The sequence below is a fragment of the Micromonospora sp. PRAS1 genome, assembly GCF_059553435.1.
The window spans coordinates 235985-252002 of sequence record NZ_JCANNB010000002.1; the positions used below are offsets into that span (position 1 = coordinate 235985).

The window sequence follows — 16018 nt, forward strand, 5'->3', positions numbered from 1 at the left end:
CCCGGTCACGACTTGCCCGCAATCCACAGGCTGGCGAAGACGAGGGCGACGATGCCGACCAGGAAGATCGCCACACCCTCGGTGGAGGGCCCGTACCGGCCCAGGTTGAACCCGCCCGGGTCGCCGTCGGTGTTCAGCGTCTGGATGTAGGCGATGATGTCCGCCTTCTGCTCCGGCGTGATCTGGTTGTCCCCGAACACCGGCATGTTCTGCGGACCGCTCAGCATCGCCGCGTAGATCTGCCGGTCGGTGGCCGGCCGCAGGCTCGGCGCGTACTTGCCGGAGGAGAGGGCCCCACCGCCGCCGCTGAACGCGTGGCACTGCGCGCAGTTGATCCGGTACAGCTCGCCGCCGAGCGCGACGTTGCCGTCGGCGTGCAGGTTGTCGCCCGCCGGCACGACCGGACCGCCGCCCAGCTCCTGGACGTACGCGGCCAACTGGTCGATCTCGTCCGGGCTGAACACCTCGGGCTTGCGCTGCGCCTGGGCCTCCTGCCGGGCCATCGGCATCCGGCCCGTGCTGACCTGGAACTCGACCGAGGCGGCGCCGACGCCGATGAGGCTCGGCCCGCGCCCCTCGACCCCCTGCGCATTGCGACCGTGACAGGTCACACAGCTCACGTCGAACAGCGCCTTGCCGTCGGCGGCGGCACTGGACAGCGGCGGGTTTTCCTGCGCCGACGCGCCGGGGGCGAGGACGGTGTAGGCACCGCCGGCCAGCATCAGCGCGGCGACCAGCCGGACCGCGGCACCCAGCCGGCGGCGGCCCCTGCTGCGCGCCACGGGCCGCCCGCGCAGCCGCGCGAGCAGACCGCGTCGGCGGTCGTTGTCAGAAGTCATGACCTGTGTCCTTAACCGGTTGGACCTTGTCTCAGGGGGTGGTGCGGCGGAGCGGCACGAGACGCGCCAAGATCACTGAAGCCAGTAGATCATGGCGTAGAGCGCGATCCACACGACGTCCACGAAGTGCCAGTAGTACGACACGACGATCGCCGCCGTCGCCTGCGCCGGAGTGAACCGACCCATGGTGGTACGGATCATGAAGATCACGAAGGCGATCAGACCACCGATCACGTGCAGGCCGTGGAAGCCGGTGGTCAGGTAGAACATCGAGCCGTAGCCGTCCGCGTTGATCTTGATGCCGTGGTGCACCAACTCGCGGTACTCGTTGGCCTGGCCGAGCACGAAGATCAGGCCCATCACGAAGGTGATCGTGAACCAGCGCCGCAGCGCGTGCACGTCACCCCGCTCCGCGGCGAACACGCCGATCTGGCAGGTCACCGAGGACAGCACCAGGATCGTCGTGAACGTGGTCGCGTACGGGATGTTGAGGACCTCGGTGTGCTCCGCCCACTGCTCGGGTGCCGCCGCGCGGATGGAGAAGTACATCGCGAACAGCGCCGCGAAGAACATGAGCTCGCTGGAGAGCCAGACGATCGTCCCGACGCTGACCATGTTCGGCCGCGTCAGTGAGTGGATCCGGCTCTTGTCAATGGCTGGGGCCGCAGTCACGCGGTCATTATTGCCCTTGACCACGGCCGGCGATCAGCGGGGGGCCAAACCGGGGGTACGGATGGCCCGATCGGTACCGTCCGGTTCGCCTGACCTAGGCTGATTGGCGTGCTGCACGTCGATCCGATCTTCCTGGCCGGCCCGGCCACATCGCAGCTCATGGCGGGCCTGACCAGCGCCGAGGCACCGGCCGGCGGGACACCGCTCGCGGCCGAGGCCACCCCGCCGCCGTTCTCGGTCACCGCCGTGGTCACCGAGGCCCGGTTGGACAGCTGGCTCGCCGTCGGCCTGGTGCTCGCCGCCGCCCTCTACCTCTACGGAGTGCACCGGCTGCGGGTACGCGGCGACCGCTGGCCGGTGGCCCGGACGGTCTTCTTCCTCGGCCCCGGCCTGGGCGGCATCGCCTCGGTCACGGTCAGCGGGCTGCACGCGTACGACACCGCGCTGCTCTCGGTGCACATGGTGCAGCACATGGTGCTCTCCATGGTGTCGCCGATCTTCCTGGCGCTTGGCGCGCCGGTGACGCTGGCCCTGCGTACGCTCCCGACCGGCCCGCGCAAGCGACTGCTCGCGGTGGTGCACAGCCGGATCGCGCGGATCTACACCTTCCCGCTCGTGGCGTTCACCATCTTCGTGGTGAACCCGTTCGCGCTCTACTTCACCGACCTGTACCGCTACACGCTGGAGCACGCCTGGGCGCACGAGGTGGTGCACGCCCACTTCATCCTCACCGGCTGCGTGTTCTTCTGGCCGCTGCTGGGCCTGGACCCGCTGCCGGGCCGCTGGCCCTATCCCGGCCGGGCCCTGCTGATGCTGCTCTCGGTGCCGTTCCACACCGTGCTCGGGCTCACCATCATGCAGAGCACCACCCTCTTCGGCGGCGACTGGTACCCGTCGCTCGGGCTGAGCTGGGCCGACCCCTGGGAGGACCAGGTGCTCGCCGGCGGCATCCTCTGGGCCGGCGGCGAGTTCGTCAGTGTGACGATGCTCGCCGTGCTTGTGGTGCAGTGGATGCGCCACGCCGAACGGGAGGCCCGCCGGGTGGACCGCGAGCTGGACCGCCAGGAGGCCCGCCAGCGGGCCGCGGAGTCCGCTGCCTGAGCCGCGCCGACGCCGGGCGTGAACGGGCGTGGGGCGGCGTGTCACCCGGACCACACCGACCGGTACGATCGGCGACGCAGCTACGAGGTGATAGCCGTCTCGGAGCCGGCCACGGCGGATCACCCGCCGCGCCGGCCGGCCCGACGGCAGGGAAGCGAAGCGGAGTTGTCGGCATGAGCGATCGTCTGTGCACCGTCCTGCTCTACAGCGACGACGCCAAGGTGCGGGACCGGATGCGACTCGCCGTCGGCACCCGGCCCGCGACCGACCTGCGGGTGGAGTTCGTCGAGGCGGCCAGCTACGCCGAGTGCATCCGGCTGGTCGACGACTACGAGATCGACCTGCTGCTGCTCGACGGTGAGGCCTCCCCCGGCGGCGGGATCGGCATCGCCCGGCAGATCAAGGACGACTTCGACGAGGCTCCCCCGACCTGTGTGGTGATCGCCCGCGCCGCCGACCGCTGGCTCGCCGCCTACGCCGAGGTCGACGCCACCCTGGTCTACCCGCTCGACCCGGTGACCGCCGCCGCCACCGTTACCGAGCTGCTGCGGGCGCACGCACCCGCCTGACGTCCCACTCCGGCACCGCCACGGCGCCGGGCGAGCCGGCGCCGGTCCCGTACCACCCGCACTCGTCTGCTCGGGAGGCCCGCCATGGGCGAACGGACCTGGCCGCACCTGCTCACCGCGCTGCTGCGCGGGGAGGAACTCTCCACCGCCGACACCGCCTGGGCGATGGGCGAGATCATGGCCGGCGCGGCGACCCCGGCCCACATCGCCGGCTTCGCCATGACGCTGCGCGCCAAGGGCGAGACACCTGCCGAGTTGAGCGGGCTGGTCGAGGCGATGCTCGGCCGGGCCGTCCCGGTCGAGCTGCCCGAGGAGGTACGCGCCACCGCCCTGGACGTGGTCGGCACCGGCGGAGACCTCGCCCACACGGTGAACATCTCCACGATGACCGCCCTGGTCGTCGCCGGTGCCGGGGTACGCGTGGTCAAGCACGGCAACCGCGCGGCCTCCTCCTCCTGCGGCACCGCCGACCTGCTGGAGTTCCTCGGCGTACCGCTGGACCTGGACCCCGACCAGGTGGCCCGGTGTGTCACCGAGGCCGGCATCGGCTTCTGCTTCGCCGCCCGGTTCCACCCCGGCATGCGGCACACCGGCCCGGTCCGCCGGGAACTGGGTGTGCCCACGGTATTCAACTTCCTCGGCCCGCTCACCAACCCGGCCCGTCCCCGGGCCGGCGCGGTCGGCTGCTTCGACCCCAGGATGGCGCCGGTGATGGCGGCCGTCTTCGCCGAGCGGGGCGACTCGGTGCTGGTGATGCGGGGCGAGGACGGGCTGGACGAGTTCACCACCGCCGCGCCGACCCGGTTCTGGATCGCCGCGAACGGCACCGTCCGAGAGACCGTGGTGGACGCGACCGACCTCGGAATACCCCGAGCCACCCTCGGCGACCTGCGCGGCGGCGACGCCGCGCGCAACGCCGAGGTGGCCCGGCGGCTGCTCGCCGGCGAGCGTGGCCCGGTCCGGGACGCCGTCCTGGTCAACGCCGCCGCCGCGCTGGCCACCCAGGGCCCGCTGGACGGTGACCTCACCGCCGCCCTGCGCGCCAACCTGGACCGCGCCGCCGAGTCCATCGACTCCGGGGCCGCCGCACAGACCCTCACCCGCTGGCTGGACACCGCCCGCGCCCTCTGACGCGGACCTCCCGGGCGCAACCCGAAACGCTGGAAGCCCGCCTCCGTGGAGGCGGGCTTCCAGCGTTTTTGTGGTCAGTGTTCGGCGGTGCGGCGGGTGCCGGAGTAGTACTCGAAGAGCAGCCCGCAGGCGGCGAAGATCACCGCCACCGCGCCGACGCCGAGCAGCCAGAACTGCCAGAACACCAGGCCCAGACCGGCGGTGGCGGCGGCCAGCGCCAGGCCGAACGGCCAGTAGCTGCCCGGGCTGAAGAAACCGATCTCACCGGCGCCGTCGGCGATCTCGGCGTCCGGCCGGTCCTCGGGCCGCAGGTCGATCCGGCGGGAGACGAACCAGAAGAAGCCCCCGCACATCGAGCAGAGCAGGAACGACAGCAGCAGAGCCACCGTGCCGATCCACTCCACGCGACCACCCGAGTCGGCCCAGGTCCAGCCGCCGTAGAGGACGGTCGCGAAGAGCAGGAACGCGGCAATGATCAAGAAGATGCGCCACTCGGTCTTCATGCCCGTCGCCTCAGCTTCCCGCGCCGGCAGCGCTGCCCTGGTTGAAGTTGTGCTCGGTACGCCGCGTCTCGAACGGCCTCGTGGTCACCGCGTACGGCTCCTCACCGATGGAGGTCAAGGCGTCCTGGGTCGAGGCCCCGCCCTGCTTGGCCGCGAGGAAGCGGTCGAAGTTCTCCGGCGAGACCACCCGCAGCTCGAAGTTCATGAAGGCGTGGTAGCTGCCGCACAGCTCGGCGCAGCGGCCCACGTACGCGCCCTCGGACTCCAGCGAGGAGACCTCGAATACGTTGCGGATGTTGCCCGGGAAGACGTCCCGCTTGAACAGCATCTCCGGCACCCAGAACGAGTGGATGACGTCCTTGCTGGTCTCCTCGAACCGGATGGACCGGTTGGTCGGCAGCACCAGGATCGGAATGACCTCGCTGGTGCCCAGCACCGAAGCGGTGGTGTTGGCGTCGACGCCCTCGCCGTCGCGGTAGTTGAACTGCCAGTTCCACTTGAACGCGACCACCTCGACGGTCACGTCGGGGTTGTTGGTGGTCTTCACCACGTCGGTCTGCACGACCGCGGTGTAGTAGAAGAGCACGGAGACGATCAACACCGGCGCGATGGTGTAGAGGAACTCCATCGGGAGGTTGTAGCGGGTCTGCACCGGCAGCTCGTTGCCGCGCTTGCGGTAACGCACGACGCACCAGAAGATCAGGCCCCAGACGAAGGCGCCGACCGCGAGCGCCGCGATGCACGAGGCGATCCACAGGTCGTACATCCGCCGGGCCTCCGGGGTGATGCCCTGCGGCCAGCCGAAGCCGAACGCCGAGTGGACGTCACAGCCCGTGAGCAGGACCAGCAACGACGCTCCACCGAATCCGAGCCCGGCGAGACGACCGGCGCGACGCCCCCGCCCACCGGCTCCTGGGGATGCGCTACGCCGTACGGCCGTCGGCCGTACCTCCGAACTCCTTGCGACCACCTGGTCCTGCCTCCCTAGCGCGCCGCGGTGTCTTCCTCGTTCTGGCCGGCTCCGCCGAGCGGAGCCGCCGCACCAGCGGCAAAGGCGTCACCGACGGTCGCAGATTACTCGACCATGACGGGCTCGACCCGGTTGGGGTCGTTGTCCGCACCCGACGGGGGATCCGGCATCCGCCGAGACGATAGCGTGGGAAGACGTGATCCCTTCCCCCGTCTACCTGGACGCCGCCACCGCCGCGCCGCTGCACCCGGTCGCCCGACAGGCGATGCAGGCCGCGCTCGACGACGGCTGGGCCGACCCCGACCGGCTCTACGCCCAGGCCCGGCGCGCCCGCCAGTTGCTCGACGCGGCCCGCGAGGCCACGGCGGAGACCCTCGGCGTACGCCCCGACGAGCTCTCCTTCACCGCAAGCGGCACCACGGCGGCGCACACCGCCGTCCTCGGCGGCCTGGCCGGCCGGCGGCGGGTCGGGTCGGTGCTGGTGCACTCGGCGATCGAGCACTCCGCCGTGCTGCACGCCGCCGAGCAGCACGTGGCGCGCGGCGGCGCGGCCGTACCGGTGCCGGTCGACCGGCTCGGCCGGTTGGATCTCGACGCCTGGTCGACGGCGGTGGCCCGGCCCGGGGTGGCGCTGGCCGCGTTGATCGCGGCCAGCCACGAGGTGGGTACCGTCCAGCCGGTCGAGTCCGCGGCGGCGGCCTGCGCTTCCGCCGGGGTGCCGCTCTACGTCGACGCCGCCCAGGTGGTGGGGCGTACGCCGGTGCCGGCGGGCTGGTCGGTGCTGACCGCGAGCGCCCGCAAATGGGGCGGCCCGCCCGGCGTCGGCCTGCTTGCCGTCCGCAAGGGCACCCGGTGGGAGTCGCCCTGGCCGGCCGACGAGCACGAGTCGGGGCGGGTCCCGGGAACGGTGAACCTGCCGGCCGTGGTGGCGGCGGCGGCCAGCCTGCGGGCGGTGGCGGCCGCCGCGGTGGCGGAGGCCGCCCGGCTCGCGCCGCTGGTGGACCGGATCCGGACCCGGGTGGCGGCCGAGGTGCCGGACGTGGAGGTGGTCGGCGATCCCGAGCGGCGGCTGCCGCACGTGGTCACCTTCTCCTGCCTCTACGTCGACGGCGAGGCGCTGCTGCACGCGCTGGACCGGCGCGGCTTCGCCGTCTCGTCCGGCTCCTCCTGCACCTCGTCCACGCTGCGCCCGTCGCACGTGCTGGAGGCGATGGGGGTGCTCTCGCACGGCAACGTACGCGTCTCGCTGCACCGCAACACCACCGACGCCGACGTGGACCGCTTCCTCGCCGAGCTACCCGGCATCGTCGCCGACCTGCGCGCCCAGGCCGGGGTGGTGGGCCTGTGACCGCCCCGGACCGCCCCGAGCCTGACGAGGTCCTCGACTGCCTCGGCCAACGCTGCCCGCTCCCGGTGATCGCACTGGCCCGCCGGCTGCCCGAACTGCCGGTCGGCACGGTGCTGCGGGTACTCGCCGACGACCCGGCCGCCGCCGTCGACATCCCCGCCTGGTGCCGGATGCGCCAGCAGAAGTTCCTGGGCAGCGCGCCCGGCCCCGGCTACGACGTCCTCCGCACGAAGTGAAAGGAAGGGCCCCCTATTAACGCCTCGTGTATAGGCGGGGCCCCCTATTAACCACGCGACGCCTCAGCAACGCGACTCCGCATCCACCCAGAGCAGTCGCAGCCGACGACCGGAGCGGACGAAGAGGCGTACGGCGCTGTCCGGAGTCGGGAAGCGTCCGCTGAAGGCATGGCCGTCGGCGCAGACCAGAGCGCCGTCGGTGAAGGCCAGCCCCCAGGCGAAGACGCGGTCATCGGCGAGGCGGCCCTGCGGCTACGGGTCAACGGCGACGAGACCCGACGTGCCCAGCTCGCCCACCTGGCGGCGATGTCGGAGCTGCCGAACGTGACCGTGCAGGTGCTCCGCCCCGAGGACGGCCCGCACGCGGCCGGCGCGATCGGCAAGTTCGTCCTGCTGGACTTCGCCCACGTTCGGCCGATCGCCTACACCGAGGTCCTCGACGGGGCGATGTACGTGCAGGATCCGGACGGCGTGCGGACCTATAGAATGGTCGCCGACAACCTGCGCCAGGTCGCCCTCTCGCCCACCAAGTCGCGCGCGTTGATCAGGGAGCTGGCCGGCGCGGCCTAGCCCCGGAGGCCAGCGTGTCCACCCCCGACCTCTCCGCCGCCCACTGGTTCACCAGCAGCCGCAGCACCAACAACGGCGACTGCGTGGAGTGCGCGATCCTGCCCGACCTGGTGGCGGTACGCGACAGCAAGGACCGTACCGGCCCCGTCCTCACCTTCTCGCGTCCCCAGTGGTCGACCTTCATCGCCACGTTCACCCCAACCCCCCGCTGACCCACCCCACAAAACTCCCCCGCGATCTTGCACTTTCCGTCGCTCCAAACGCGACATTTACCGCATAAACGCGACCAAAAGTGCAAGATCGGCGAGAGGAACGGCGAGAGGGGGGTTCGTTAGGGGAGGAGGTGGGGGCGGATCTCGTCGGCGGCCTCGTCGCCGTACGACTCGGCGAGGCGCTTGACGAAGAGGTCGCGGCGGACCTCGTACTCCTGGGTGCCGACGGTCTCCAGCACCAGCGTGGCGAGCAGGGAGCCGACCTGGGCGGCACGCTCCAACCCGACGCCCCAGGAGAGCGCGGTGAAGAAGCCGGCGCGGAAGCCGTCGCCGACGCCGGTCGGGTCGACCGCCTGGGTCTGGCGGGCGATCGGTACGTGAATCCGGTCGATCTCCCGGCCGGCGATCTCCACGCCGTGCTTGCCAAGCGTGGTGACCCGGATCCGGACCATCTCCAGCAGCTGGTCGTCGCTGAGCCCGGCCTTCTGCTGGAGCAACGACTTCTCGTAGTCGTTGGTCATCAGGTAGTCCGCGCCCTCGATCAGCGCCACCACCTCCTCGCCCGGCATCCGGGCGAGCTGCTGGGACGGGTCGGCGGCGAAGGCGTAGCCACGCTCGCGGCACTCGGCGGAGTGCCGCAGCATCGCCTCCGGGTCGTTGGCGCCGACCAGTACCAGGTCCAGCCCGCCGAGCCGCTGGGCGACCGGCTGAAGCTCGATGTTGCGGGCCTCGCTCATCGCCCCCGCGTAGAAGGAGGCGATCTGGCACATCTCGGTGTCGGTGGTGCAGACGAAGCGCGCGGTGTGCGCGACCTCGCTGACGTGCACCGAGTCGCAGTCCACTCCGTGCCGTTCGAGCCAGGAGCGGTAGTCGGCGAAGTCGGCGCCGACGGCACCGAGCAGCACCGGCCGCAGTCCGAGCTGCCCCATGCCGAACGCGATGTTCGCGGCCACCCCGCCCCGGCGCAGCACCAGGTCGTCCACCAGGAAGGAGAGCGACACCTTGTGCAGCTGGTCGGCGATGAGCTGGTCGGCGAAGCGACCCGGGAAGCTCATCAAGTGGTCGGTGGCGATCGAGCCGGTCACGGCGATCTTCATGGCAACCCTCGGGGTCGGAAGCAGAGCCCGATCAGCCTACCGGCCCAGCGCCCTCCGAGCGACCGCCCCGCCCACAGATCCCACCCTGTCGATCATGAAGTTGTTACCACCCACACCCGGCGTGTCGGGACAACAACTTCATGATCAACTCGGGGGTAACCTGGGGGTGGGGGACGCGCGACGGCGGGGCGGCCCCGTGGGGCGCCCCGCCGTCGTGGTGCGTGTGCGACTCAGCTGAAGGAGTCACCGCAGGCGCAGGAGTTGCCCGCGTTGGGGTTGTCGATGGTGAAGCCCTGGGCGTCGATCCGGTCGGCGAAGTCGATGGTGGCGCCGGCCAGGTACGGGGCGCTCATCCGGTCGACGACGACCTCGACACCGTCGAAGTCGGTGACGACGTCACCGTCGAGCGAACGCTCGTCGAAGAAGAGCTGGTATCGCAGGCCGGAGCAGCCGCCCGGCTGCACCGCGACCCGGAGCCGCAGGTCGTCACGGCCCTCCTGCTCGATCAGGGCCTTGACCTTCTGCGCCGCGACGTCGGTGAGGACGACGGACGTGGGGGCCTTGGCCTCGGTCGACTCGGTCTGCGCTGGCGTGGTCACGTGGAATTCTCCCTGCGCGCGTTCGGGTGTGGTCTCCCCTGGCCAACGTCTGCCGCCGGTCAGCGATTCCCACAGTGGTCCAGTTTTCGATTGTAGGCCGCATACGGCCCACCCACCGGGCGGTGTGACCAGCGGCAAGAAAGCGTCAGCGGCTCCACTGCCGGGCCAGCCGGGCGCCGAGCTCCCGCAGCCCCTCCCCCGGGCGTTCCAGGGCCGCGGCCAGCCCGCCGCGTTCCTCGCCGCCGAAGTGCTCCACCAGGCTGTACGCGTCGGTGACTCCGACCGCCGCCGCCTCGCGCCGGCCCGTGCTGACCTGGCCGGCGAGCACGACGCAGGGTACGCCCCGGTCCCGGGCGGCACCGGCCACCCCGGCGACCACCTTGCCGCGCAGCGACTGGTGGTCGAACTTGCCCTCCCCGGTGATCACCAGGTCGACGCCGTCGAGCGCGCTCTCCAGCCCGACGGCCCGGCTGACCAGCCCGATCCCGGACTCGCAGCGGCCACCGAGGGCCAGTAGCGCCGCGCCGAGGCCGCCGGCGGCACCTCCACCGGGCAGCGCACCCAGTCCGCTGGGGCAGCCTGGCAGGTCCCGCTCCAGCACCTCGGCCCAGCGGGCCAGCGCGGCGTCGAGCAGCAGCACGTCGGCGCGGTCGGCGCCCTTCTGCGGTCCGAAGACGTTGCTCGCCCCGTGCAGCCCGAGCAGCGGGTTGTCCACGTCGGTGGCGGCGATCAACCGGGCCTCGCGCAGCCGGGGCGTGCCGTCCAGCGCGGCCACGGCGGCCAGCGCGGCGCCGCCGTACGGCAGGGCCTGGCCGGCGTCGTCCAACGGCACGGCGCCGAGCGCGGTGAGCATCCCCGCGCCACCGTCGTTGGTCGCCGAACCGCCCAAACCGACCACCACGGTACGAGCGCCGGCCTCGACCGCCGCGGCGATCAGCAGCCCCAGCCCGTACGAGGTGGTGGTCTTCGGGTCCCGCTCGGCGGCGTCGAGCAGGTGCAACCCGCACGCCTGCGCGCTTTCCAGCCAGGCGGTCGCGCCGTCGTCGGTGAGCAGGATCTCACCGGCCGCCGGTCGGCCCAGCGGATCGACGGTGGTCACCGGCATCAGCCGACCGGGCAGCGCCTCGGCGAGCACGTCGAGGAAACCGGGTCCGCCGTCCGCCAGCGGCCTGACCAGCAGGTCATCGCCGGGGGCGATCTCCCGCCAGCCGTCGGCCACGGCTGCGGCGACCTGGGGGGCCGGCAGCGTGCCGGCGAACTTGTCCGGGCAGAGCAGTACGCGCATGCCTGGCAGTGTGGCAGCCCACACCGGCGGGGCCGGCAGGCCGGTCGGCCTGTGGGACCATGGAGGGCGTGACGTCGACCTGGGTTGAGCCCTCGAACACCGCCACTGCGCTGCTGCTTCTCGGCCGGGGCAGCGATCCTGCCACCGAGCGTGGCGTGGAGTGTCCCGGCGATCTGCCGGCGCCGAGCGACCCCGACCTGGTGGCCCGGGCGACGGCGGCCAAGGCCGCGCTCGGCGACAAGGTCTTCGTGCTGGGCCACCACTACCAGCGCGACGAGGTGATCCAGTTCGCCGACGTGACCGGCGACTCGTTCAAGCTGGCCCGCGAGGCAGCCGCCCGGCCGGACGCGGAGTACATCGTCTTCTGCGGCGTGCACTTCATGGCCGAGAGCGCGGACATCCTCACCTCGGACGCGCAGCGGGTCGTCCTGCCCGACCTGGCGGCCGGCTGCTCGATGGCGGACATGGCCGCGCTGCCGCAGGTGGAGAACGCCTGGGACGTGCTCACCGACCTCGGTGTCGCCGAACGGACGGTCCCGGTCACCTACATGAACTCCTCGGCGGACATCAAGGGCTTTGTCGGTCGCAACGGCGGCGTGGTCTGCACCTCGTCGAACGCCAAGCGGGCCCTGGAGTGGGCGTACCAGCAGGGTGAGAAGGTGCTCTTCCTGCCCGACCAGCACCTGGGCCGCAACACGGCGGTGTTGGAGATGGGCTTCTCGCTTGACGACTGCGTGCTCTACGACCCGCACAAGCCCGGCGGCGGGCTCACCCCGGAGCAGCTGCGCGACGCGCGCATGATCCTCTGGCGCGGGCACTGCTCGGTGCACGGGCGGTTCACGCTGGAGAGCGTGAACGACATCCGCGAGCGGGTGCCGGGGGTCAACGTGCTGGTGCACCCCGAGTGCCGGCACGAGGTGGTCAAGGCCGCCGACCTGGTGGGCTCGACCGAGTACATCATCCGCACCATCGAGGCGGCCCCGGCCGGCTCCGCGTGGGCGGTCGGCACCGAGCTGAACCTGGTCCGCCGGCTCGCGCTGGCCCACCCGGACAAGCAGATCATGTTCCTCGACCGGGCGGTCTGCTACTGCTCGACGATGAACCGCATCGACCTGCCGCACCTGGTGTGGGCGCTGGAGGAGCTGGTCGCCGGCCGGGTGGTCAACCAGATCACCGTCGACGCCGACACCGCGCACCACGCCCGGGTCGCGCTGGACCAGATGCTCGCGCTGCCCGGTTCCTGAGCAGCCAGACGCTCACTCTGGGTAATCCAGAAGGTACGAAAAAGTGCCGGATCACCGATTGATGCCCCCTGAAGCGGTGTGACCGGATCCATTCTCATCACGGAGGGCTATGCTGCCCGGGCGACAACACACGGGGCCGGAGTTTGCCCACGACCGGTTCGCGGGTAGCGACCCGTGGTGTCCCACCATCCAAACGGCAGCACGCACGCGCTGGAGGTTGCGTTGACCGACGACGTCCTAGTCGTACACGGAGGCACCCCGCTGCAAGGGCGGATCCGCGTGCGCGGCGCGAAGAACCTGGTTTCCAAGGCGATGGTCGCCGCGCTGCTCGGCGACAGTCCGAGCCGGCTGTTCGACGTACCGAAGATCCGGGATGTGGAGGTGGTCCGGGGCCTGCTCGGGCTGCACGGCGTCAAGGTCACCGACGGCGACGAGGACGGCGAGCTGGTCTTCGACCCGGCGAACGTGGAGAGCGCCAGCACCGACCAGATCAACGTGCACGCGGGTTCGAGCCGGATTCCGATCCTGTTCTGCGGGCCGCTGCTGCACCGCCTCGGCCACGCCTTCATCCCCGACCTCGGCGGCTGCCACATCGGTCCGCGACCGATCGACTTCCACCTCCAGGCCCTGCGGGAGTTCGGCGCCACGGTCGACAAGACCCCCGAGGGGCTGCACCTCTCCGCGCCGAACGGCCTGCACGGCACCAAGTTTGCGCTGCCCTACCCCAGCGTCGGCGCGACCGAGCAGGTGCTGCTCACCGCGGTCATGGCCGAGGGCGTCACCGAGCTGCGCAACGCCGCGGTGGAGCCGGAGATCATCGACCTGATCTGCGTCCTGCAGAAGATGGGCGCGATCATCAAGGTGCACACCGACCGGGTGATCGAGGTCCAGGGTGTGCCGAGGCTGCACGGCTACACGCACCGGCCGGTCCCGGACCGGATCGAGGCGGCGAGCTGGGCGGCTGCGGCGCTGGCCACCCGGGGTCACGTCGAGGTGCTCGGTGCCGAGCAGGCCGACATGATGACCTTCCTCAACGTCTTCCGCTCGGTCGGCGGCGAGTACGAGGTGACCGACACCCGTCCCCCTCGGCCGGGACAGCCGGGCCAGGAGGGTGGTATCCGGTTCTGGCACCCGGGCGGCGAGCTTCAGGCCACCGCCCTGGAAACCGACGTGCACCCGGGCTTCATGACCGACTGGCAGCAGCCGCTTGTCGTCGCGCTGACCCAGGCCCGTGGCCTGTCGATCGTCCACGAGACCGTCTACGAGCAGCGGCTGGGCTACACCGAGGCGCTCAACTCGATGGGCGCGAACATCCAGGTCTACCGGGACTGCCTGGGCGGCACCCCGTGCCGATTCGGCCGGCGCAACTTCAAGCACTCGGCGGTGATCGCCGGGCCGAGCAAGCTGCACGCCGCCGACCTGGTCATCCCCGACCTGCGGGCCGGCTTCAGCCACCTGATCGCCGCGCTGGCCGCCGAGGGCACCTCCCGGGTGTACGGCGTCGACCTGATCAACCGGGGCTACGAGGACTTCGAGGCGAAGCTCGCCGACCTCGGCGCGCACGTCGAGCGCCCGTAGCCCGAGCCTCCGTTCGCGTCCGGGTGCACCCGCGATGTGCACCGGACGCGCGGCGTTGGCTACCCTTGCCGCGTGCCGTCGCTGTTTCGCCGTAAGTCCGCTGACCTCGCCGACCCTGCCACCGAGCCGGAGACCCCGGCGGCGGAGGATGAGGTCGCCCGTTCTCGTGGCTACACCCCGGCCAAGGGTCGGGAGACGCCGAAGCGTCCCGCCACCGGCCGGCGGCCGGCCGGCGCGACGAAGGCGCTGAGCAAGGAGGAGGCGAAGGCGCTGCGGCGGCAACGCCGCGCCGAGGCGGCGGCGGAGTTCCGGCGCGAGGGTGGCCCGCGTGACCGGGGGCCGGAGCGTCTGCTCGCCCGCAACGTGGTCGACTCCCGGCGTACGGTCGGCACCTGGTTCTTCGGCGGCGCGCTGGTCGTGCTGATCGGCTCGAACCAGGCGATGCCCCCGGTGATCCGGCTCGCCTCCAACCTGCTCTGGGGCGCGCTGGCCATCGGTGTGGTGATCGACTCGGTGCTCATCTCGCGGAAGATCAAGAAGCTGGTCCGGAGCCGCTTCCCGAACTCCACCCAGCGGATGGGCTCCCTCTACCTCTACGCGATCATGCGCGCGATCACCTTCCGCAAGCTGCGCACCCCCGAGCCCCGCGTCGCCATCGGCGACAAGGTCTGACCAGCGCCATCGGCGACAAGGTCTGACCAGCGCCATCGGCGACAAGGTCTGACCAGCGCCATCGGCGACCAGGCCTGACCGGCATCGTCGGCCGTGCTGGGCGGGCCGGCATCGTCGGCCGTGCTGGGCGGGCCGGCTCAGGGCACCCCGAGCAGGCGCAGCAGCGCCGCGGTGCCGGCGGCGGCGACCACCACGAGCACGAACGGCACCCGCCGCCACGCCAGCAGCACACCGACCAGGACGCCGGCCGGCCGGGCCCAGCCGGCGAACCGACCGACCTCGGTAAGCGCCGCGGTGGCGGCCAGCGCCGCCAGCAGGGCCGCCGCACCGACCGGCAGCAACTGGCGGGCCCAGTCCGGCAGGTCGAGCCGGTCCCGCAGTAACACCCCGGCGATCCGGAAGGCGTACGTCCCGACGGCCAGCGCCACGATCACCGCGATCAGCATCGTTCCTCCTCCCGTCCGTCCCGCCCGGATTCCCGTCCCACCGGCGTCGGTCGCTGTCCAGCCGGCACCGGTTCGGCCGGCTCGGCCACGCTCCGCTCCGGCGGCTCGGCCACGCTCCGCTCCGGCGGCTCGGCCACGCTCCGCTCCGGCGGCTCGGCCACGCTCCGCTCCGGCGGCTCGGCCATGCTCCGCTCCGGCGGCTCGGCGATTGCCGCCGTCCCGGACGGCGCGGTCGGGCGCGCGCTGAGCCGGCGTACGGCCAGCAGTCCGGGACCGGCCAGCGCCAGCAGCACCGGCAGGCCGGCCGGCAGCAGCGGAGTGGTCAGCACCGCCAGCAGCGCACCGCCCAGCGCCGCCCGTCGGGTGTCCCGGTCCCGCAGCGAGGGCAGCAGCAGGGCGAGCAGCCCGGCCGGGAATGCCGCGTCCAGCCCGAAGGCGGCCGGATCACCGGCCGCCCCACCGGCCAGCACCCCGAGCAGGGTGCCGGCTTGCCAGGCCAGGAAGAGCAGGGTGCCGGCCAGCCAGAAGGCCCGCCGCCGGGCGGCACCGGGCGGCCGGGCCAGTGTGAAGGCGGTCGTCTCGTCGGTCATCAGGTGGCTGCTGAGCAACCGGTGGCGCAGCCGGTGCCCGATCGTGTCGCCGAGGGTCAGGCCGAACGGCAGGTGCCGGGCGTTGATCAGCAGTCCGGCGAGTACGGCGGCCACCGGGTTGCCGGCGGCCACCAGCCCGACCGCCATGAACTGCGCGCCACCGGCGTAGACCAGCACGGACATGGCGACGGCCGCCCAGCCGGGCAACCCGGCGGCGACCGCCAGAGCGCCGAAGGAGGCACCGACCGCCACGATCGCCGCACCGATGGCGGCCACGTCGCGGAGCACGCCCACCCCCGACGTTCGTTCTGGCGTACGCATGGTTCAGCATAATGAACACGCCACCGGTCGTTCGT

At 71.8% G+C, this 16018-nt stretch carries 19 protein-coding genes; 10 read left to right on the plus strand and 9 right to left on the minus strand.

Features of this window, described 5'->3' with window-relative positions; all coding sequences use genetic code 11:
* Positions 1–5: 5 nt before the first annotated feature.
* Together qcrC and ctaE are read right to left on the minus strand one after the other, a co-directional pair.
* Positions 6–839 carry a cytochrome bc1 complex diheme cytochrome c subunit gene (qcrC, locus tag AC507J_RS03375; RefSeq protein ID WP_496287557.1) on the minus strand — a complete coding sequence of 278 codons (834 nt, stop codon included), beginning with the start codon at positions 837–839 and terminating at the stop codon, positions 6–8.
* Positions 840–911: 72 nt separating this feature from the next.
* On the minus strand, positions 912–1511 hold the full coding sequence (gene ctaE / locus AC507J_RS03380) for an aa3-type cytochrome oxidase subunit III (RefSeq protein ID WP_496287558.1): 600 nt from the start codon (positions 1509–1511) through the stop codon (positions 912–914).
* A gap of 108 nt (positions 1512–1619) precedes the next feature.
* Here ctaE and AC507J_RS03385 point away from each other — a divergent pair, with 108 nt between their 5' ends.
* The 3 genes from AC507J_RS03385 (at position 1620) to trpD (ending at position 4312) form a co-directional block, all read left to right on the plus strand.
* On the plus strand, positions 1620–2612 hold the full coding sequence (locus AC507J_RS03385) for a cytochrome c oxidase assembly protein (RefSeq protein ID WP_496287559.1): 993 nt from the start codon (positions 1620–1622) through the stop codon (positions 2610–2612).
* Between the two features lie 173 nt (positions 2613–2785).
* Entirely contained in the window at positions 2786–3181 is a 396-nt protein-coding gene (locus tag AC507J_RS03390; RefSeq protein ID WP_496287560.1) for a response regulator, read from the plus strand.
* An 84-nt stretch (positions 3182–3265) separates the two neighbouring features.
* Positions 3266–4312, plus strand: coding sequence for an anthranilate phosphoribosyltransferase (gene trpD / locus AC507J_RS03395; RefSeq protein WP_496287561.1), 1047 nt, complete (start codon positions 3266–3268; stop codon positions 4310–4312).
* A 74-nt stretch (positions 4313–4386) separates the two neighbouring features.
* On the opposite strand, the gene AC507J_RS03400 is transcribed toward trpD, so the two are convergent.
* Complete coding sequence (locus AC507J_RS03400; RefSeq protein ID WP_496287562.1) at positions 4387–4815, minus strand: cytochrome c oxidase subunit 4; 429 nt, start codon at positions 4813–4815, stop codon at positions 4387–4389.
* Between the two features lie 10 nt (positions 4816–4825).
* Complete coding sequence (gene ctaC / locus AC507J_RS03405; protein ID WP_496287563.1) at positions 4826–5785, minus strand: aa3-type cytochrome oxidase subunit II; 960 nt, start codon at positions 5783–5785, stop codon at positions 4826–4828.
* A gap of 196 nt (positions 5786–5981) precedes the next feature.
* On the opposite strand from ctaC, the gene AC507J_RS03410 reads away from it, so the two are divergent.
* From AC507J_RS03410 to AC507J_RS03425, 4 genes are all read left to right on the plus strand, one after another.
* A complete protein-coding gene (locus AC507J_RS03410) occupies positions 5982–7133 on the plus strand; it encodes a cysteine desulfurase family protein (protein ID WP_496287564.1) in 1152 nt (383 codons plus the stop codon).
* Positions 7130–7369 carry a sulfurtransferase TusA family protein gene (locus AC507J_RS03415; protein ID WP_496287565.1) on the plus strand — a complete coding sequence of 80 codons (240 nt, stop codon included), beginning with the start codon at positions 7130–7132 and terminating at the stop codon, positions 7367–7369. The genes AC507J_RS03410 and AC507J_RS03415 overlap by 4 nt, the downstream gene beginning before the upstream one ends.
* Positions 7370–7537: 168 nt before the next feature.
* Positions 7538–7939 (plus strand): DUF5753 domain-containing protein, encoded by a 402-nt coding sequence (locus AC507J_RS03420; RefSeq protein WP_496287566.1) that lies wholly within the window; start codon positions 7538–7540, stop codon positions 7937–7939.
* A 14-nt stretch (positions 7940–7953) separates the two neighbouring features.
* Positions 7954–8151, plus strand: a complete 198-nt coding sequence (locus AC507J_RS03425; RefSeq protein ID WP_496287567.1) for a DUF397 domain-containing protein — start codon at positions 7954–7956, stop codon at positions 8149–8151.
* A gap of 119 nt (positions 8152–8270) precedes the next feature.
* On the opposite strand, the gene AC507J_RS03430 is transcribed toward AC507J_RS03425, so the two are convergent.
* The 3 genes from AC507J_RS03430 to AC507J_RS03440 all read right to left on the minus strand — a co-directional run bounded on the left by AC507J_RS03430 (position 8271) and on the right by AC507J_RS03440 (position 11132).
* The gene (locus AC507J_RS03430; protein WP_496287568.1) at positions 8271–9248 is read right to left on the minus strand and encodes a carbohydrate kinase family protein; all 978 of its coding nucleotides are present in this window, start codon (positions 9246–9248) and stop codon (positions 8271–8273) included.
* 230 nt (positions 9249–9478) lie between these two features.
* The gene (erpA, locus tag AC507J_RS03435) at positions 9479–9847 is read right to left on the minus strand and encodes an iron-sulfur cluster insertion protein ErpA (RefSeq protein ID WP_091104634.1); all 369 of its coding nucleotides are present in this window, start codon (positions 9845–9847) and stop codon (positions 9479–9481) included.
* A 145-nt stretch (positions 9848–9992) separates the two neighbouring features.
* Entirely contained in the window at positions 9993–11132 is a 1140-nt protein-coding gene (locus tag AC507J_RS03440; protein ID WP_496287569.1) for a glycerate kinase family protein, read from the minus strand.
* A 68-nt stretch (positions 11133–11200) separates the two neighbouring features.
* On the opposite strand from AC507J_RS03440, the gene nadA reads away from it, so the two are divergent.
* The 3 genes from nadA (at position 11201) to AC507J_RS03455 (ending at position 14626) form a co-directional block, all read left to right on the plus strand.
* Complete coding sequence (nadA, locus tag AC507J_RS03445; RefSeq protein WP_496287570.1) at positions 11201–12376, plus strand: quinolinate synthase NadA; 1176 nt, start codon at positions 11201–11203, stop codon at positions 12374–12376.
* Positions 12377–12553: 177 nt separating this feature from the next.
* Positions 12554–13954, plus strand: coding sequence for a UDP-N-acetylglucosamine 1-carboxyvinyltransferase (murA, locus tag AC507J_RS03450; RefSeq protein ID WP_496287571.1), 1401 nt, complete (start codon positions 12554–12556; stop codon positions 13952–13954).
* Positions 13955–14026: 72 nt separating this feature from the next.
* Complete coding sequence (locus tag AC507J_RS03455) at positions 14027–14626, plus strand: DUF3043 domain-containing protein (protein ID WP_496287572.1); 600 nt, start codon at positions 14027–14029, stop codon at positions 14624–14626.
* A 137-nt stretch (positions 14627–14763) separates the two neighbouring features.
* Here AC507J_RS03455 and AC507J_RS03460 read toward each other — a convergent pair whose 3' ends face one another.
* Positions 14764–15072, minus strand: a complete 309-nt coding sequence (locus tag AC507J_RS03460; RefSeq protein ID WP_496287573.1) for an AzlD domain-containing protein — start codon at positions 15070–15072, stop codon at positions 14764–14766.
* Positions 15066–15983 carry an AzlC family ABC transporter permease gene (locus AC507J_RS03465; RefSeq protein ID WP_496287574.1) on the minus strand — a complete coding sequence of 306 codons (918 nt, stop codon included), beginning with the start codon at positions 15981–15983 and terminating at the stop codon, positions 15066–15068. Before AC507J_RS03465 ends, AC507J_RS03460 begins: the two co-directional genes overlap by 7 nt.
* Positions 15984–16018 lie beyond the last annotated feature (35 nt).

Excerpts from the sequence above, each read along its gene's own strand:
- qcrC (WP_496287557.1), bottom strand. The coding sequence starts at position 839 with ATGACTTCTGACAACGACCGCCGACGCGGTCTGCTCGCGCGGCTGCGC.
- AC507J_RS03390 (WP_496287560.1), top strand. The coding sequence starts at position 2,786 with ATGAGCGATCGTCTGTGCACCGTCCTGCTCTACAGCGACGACGCCAAG.
- trpD (WP_496287561.1), top strand. The coding sequence starts at position 3,266 with ATGGGCGAACGGACCTGGCCGCACCTGCTCACCGCGCTGCTGCGCGGG.
- AC507J_RS03400 (WP_496287562.1), bottom strand. The coding sequence starts at position 4,815 with ATGAAGACCGAGTGGCGCATCTTCTTGATCATTGCCGCGTTCCTGCTC.
- AC507J_RS03420 (WP_496287566.1), top strand. The coding sequence starts at position 7,538 with ATGGCCGTCGGCGCAGACCAGAGCGCCGTCGGTGAAGGCCAGCCCCCA.
- AC507J_RS03430 (WP_496287568.1), bottom strand. The coding sequence starts at position 9,248 with ATGAAGATCGCCGTGACCGGCTCGATCGCCACCGACCACTTGATGAGC.
- AC507J_RS03440 (WP_496287569.1), bottom strand. The coding sequence starts at position 11,132 with ATGCGCGTACTGCTCTGCCCGGACAAGTTCGCCGGCACGCTGCCGGCC.
- AC507J_RS03460 (WP_496287573.1), bottom strand. The coding sequence starts at position 15,072 with ATGCTGATCGCGGTGATCGTGGCGCTGGCCGTCGGGACGTACGCCTTC.
- AC507J_RS03465 (WP_496287574.1), bottom strand. The coding sequence starts at position 15,983 with ATGCGTACGCCAGAACGAACGTCGGGGGTGGGCGTGCTCCGCGACGTG.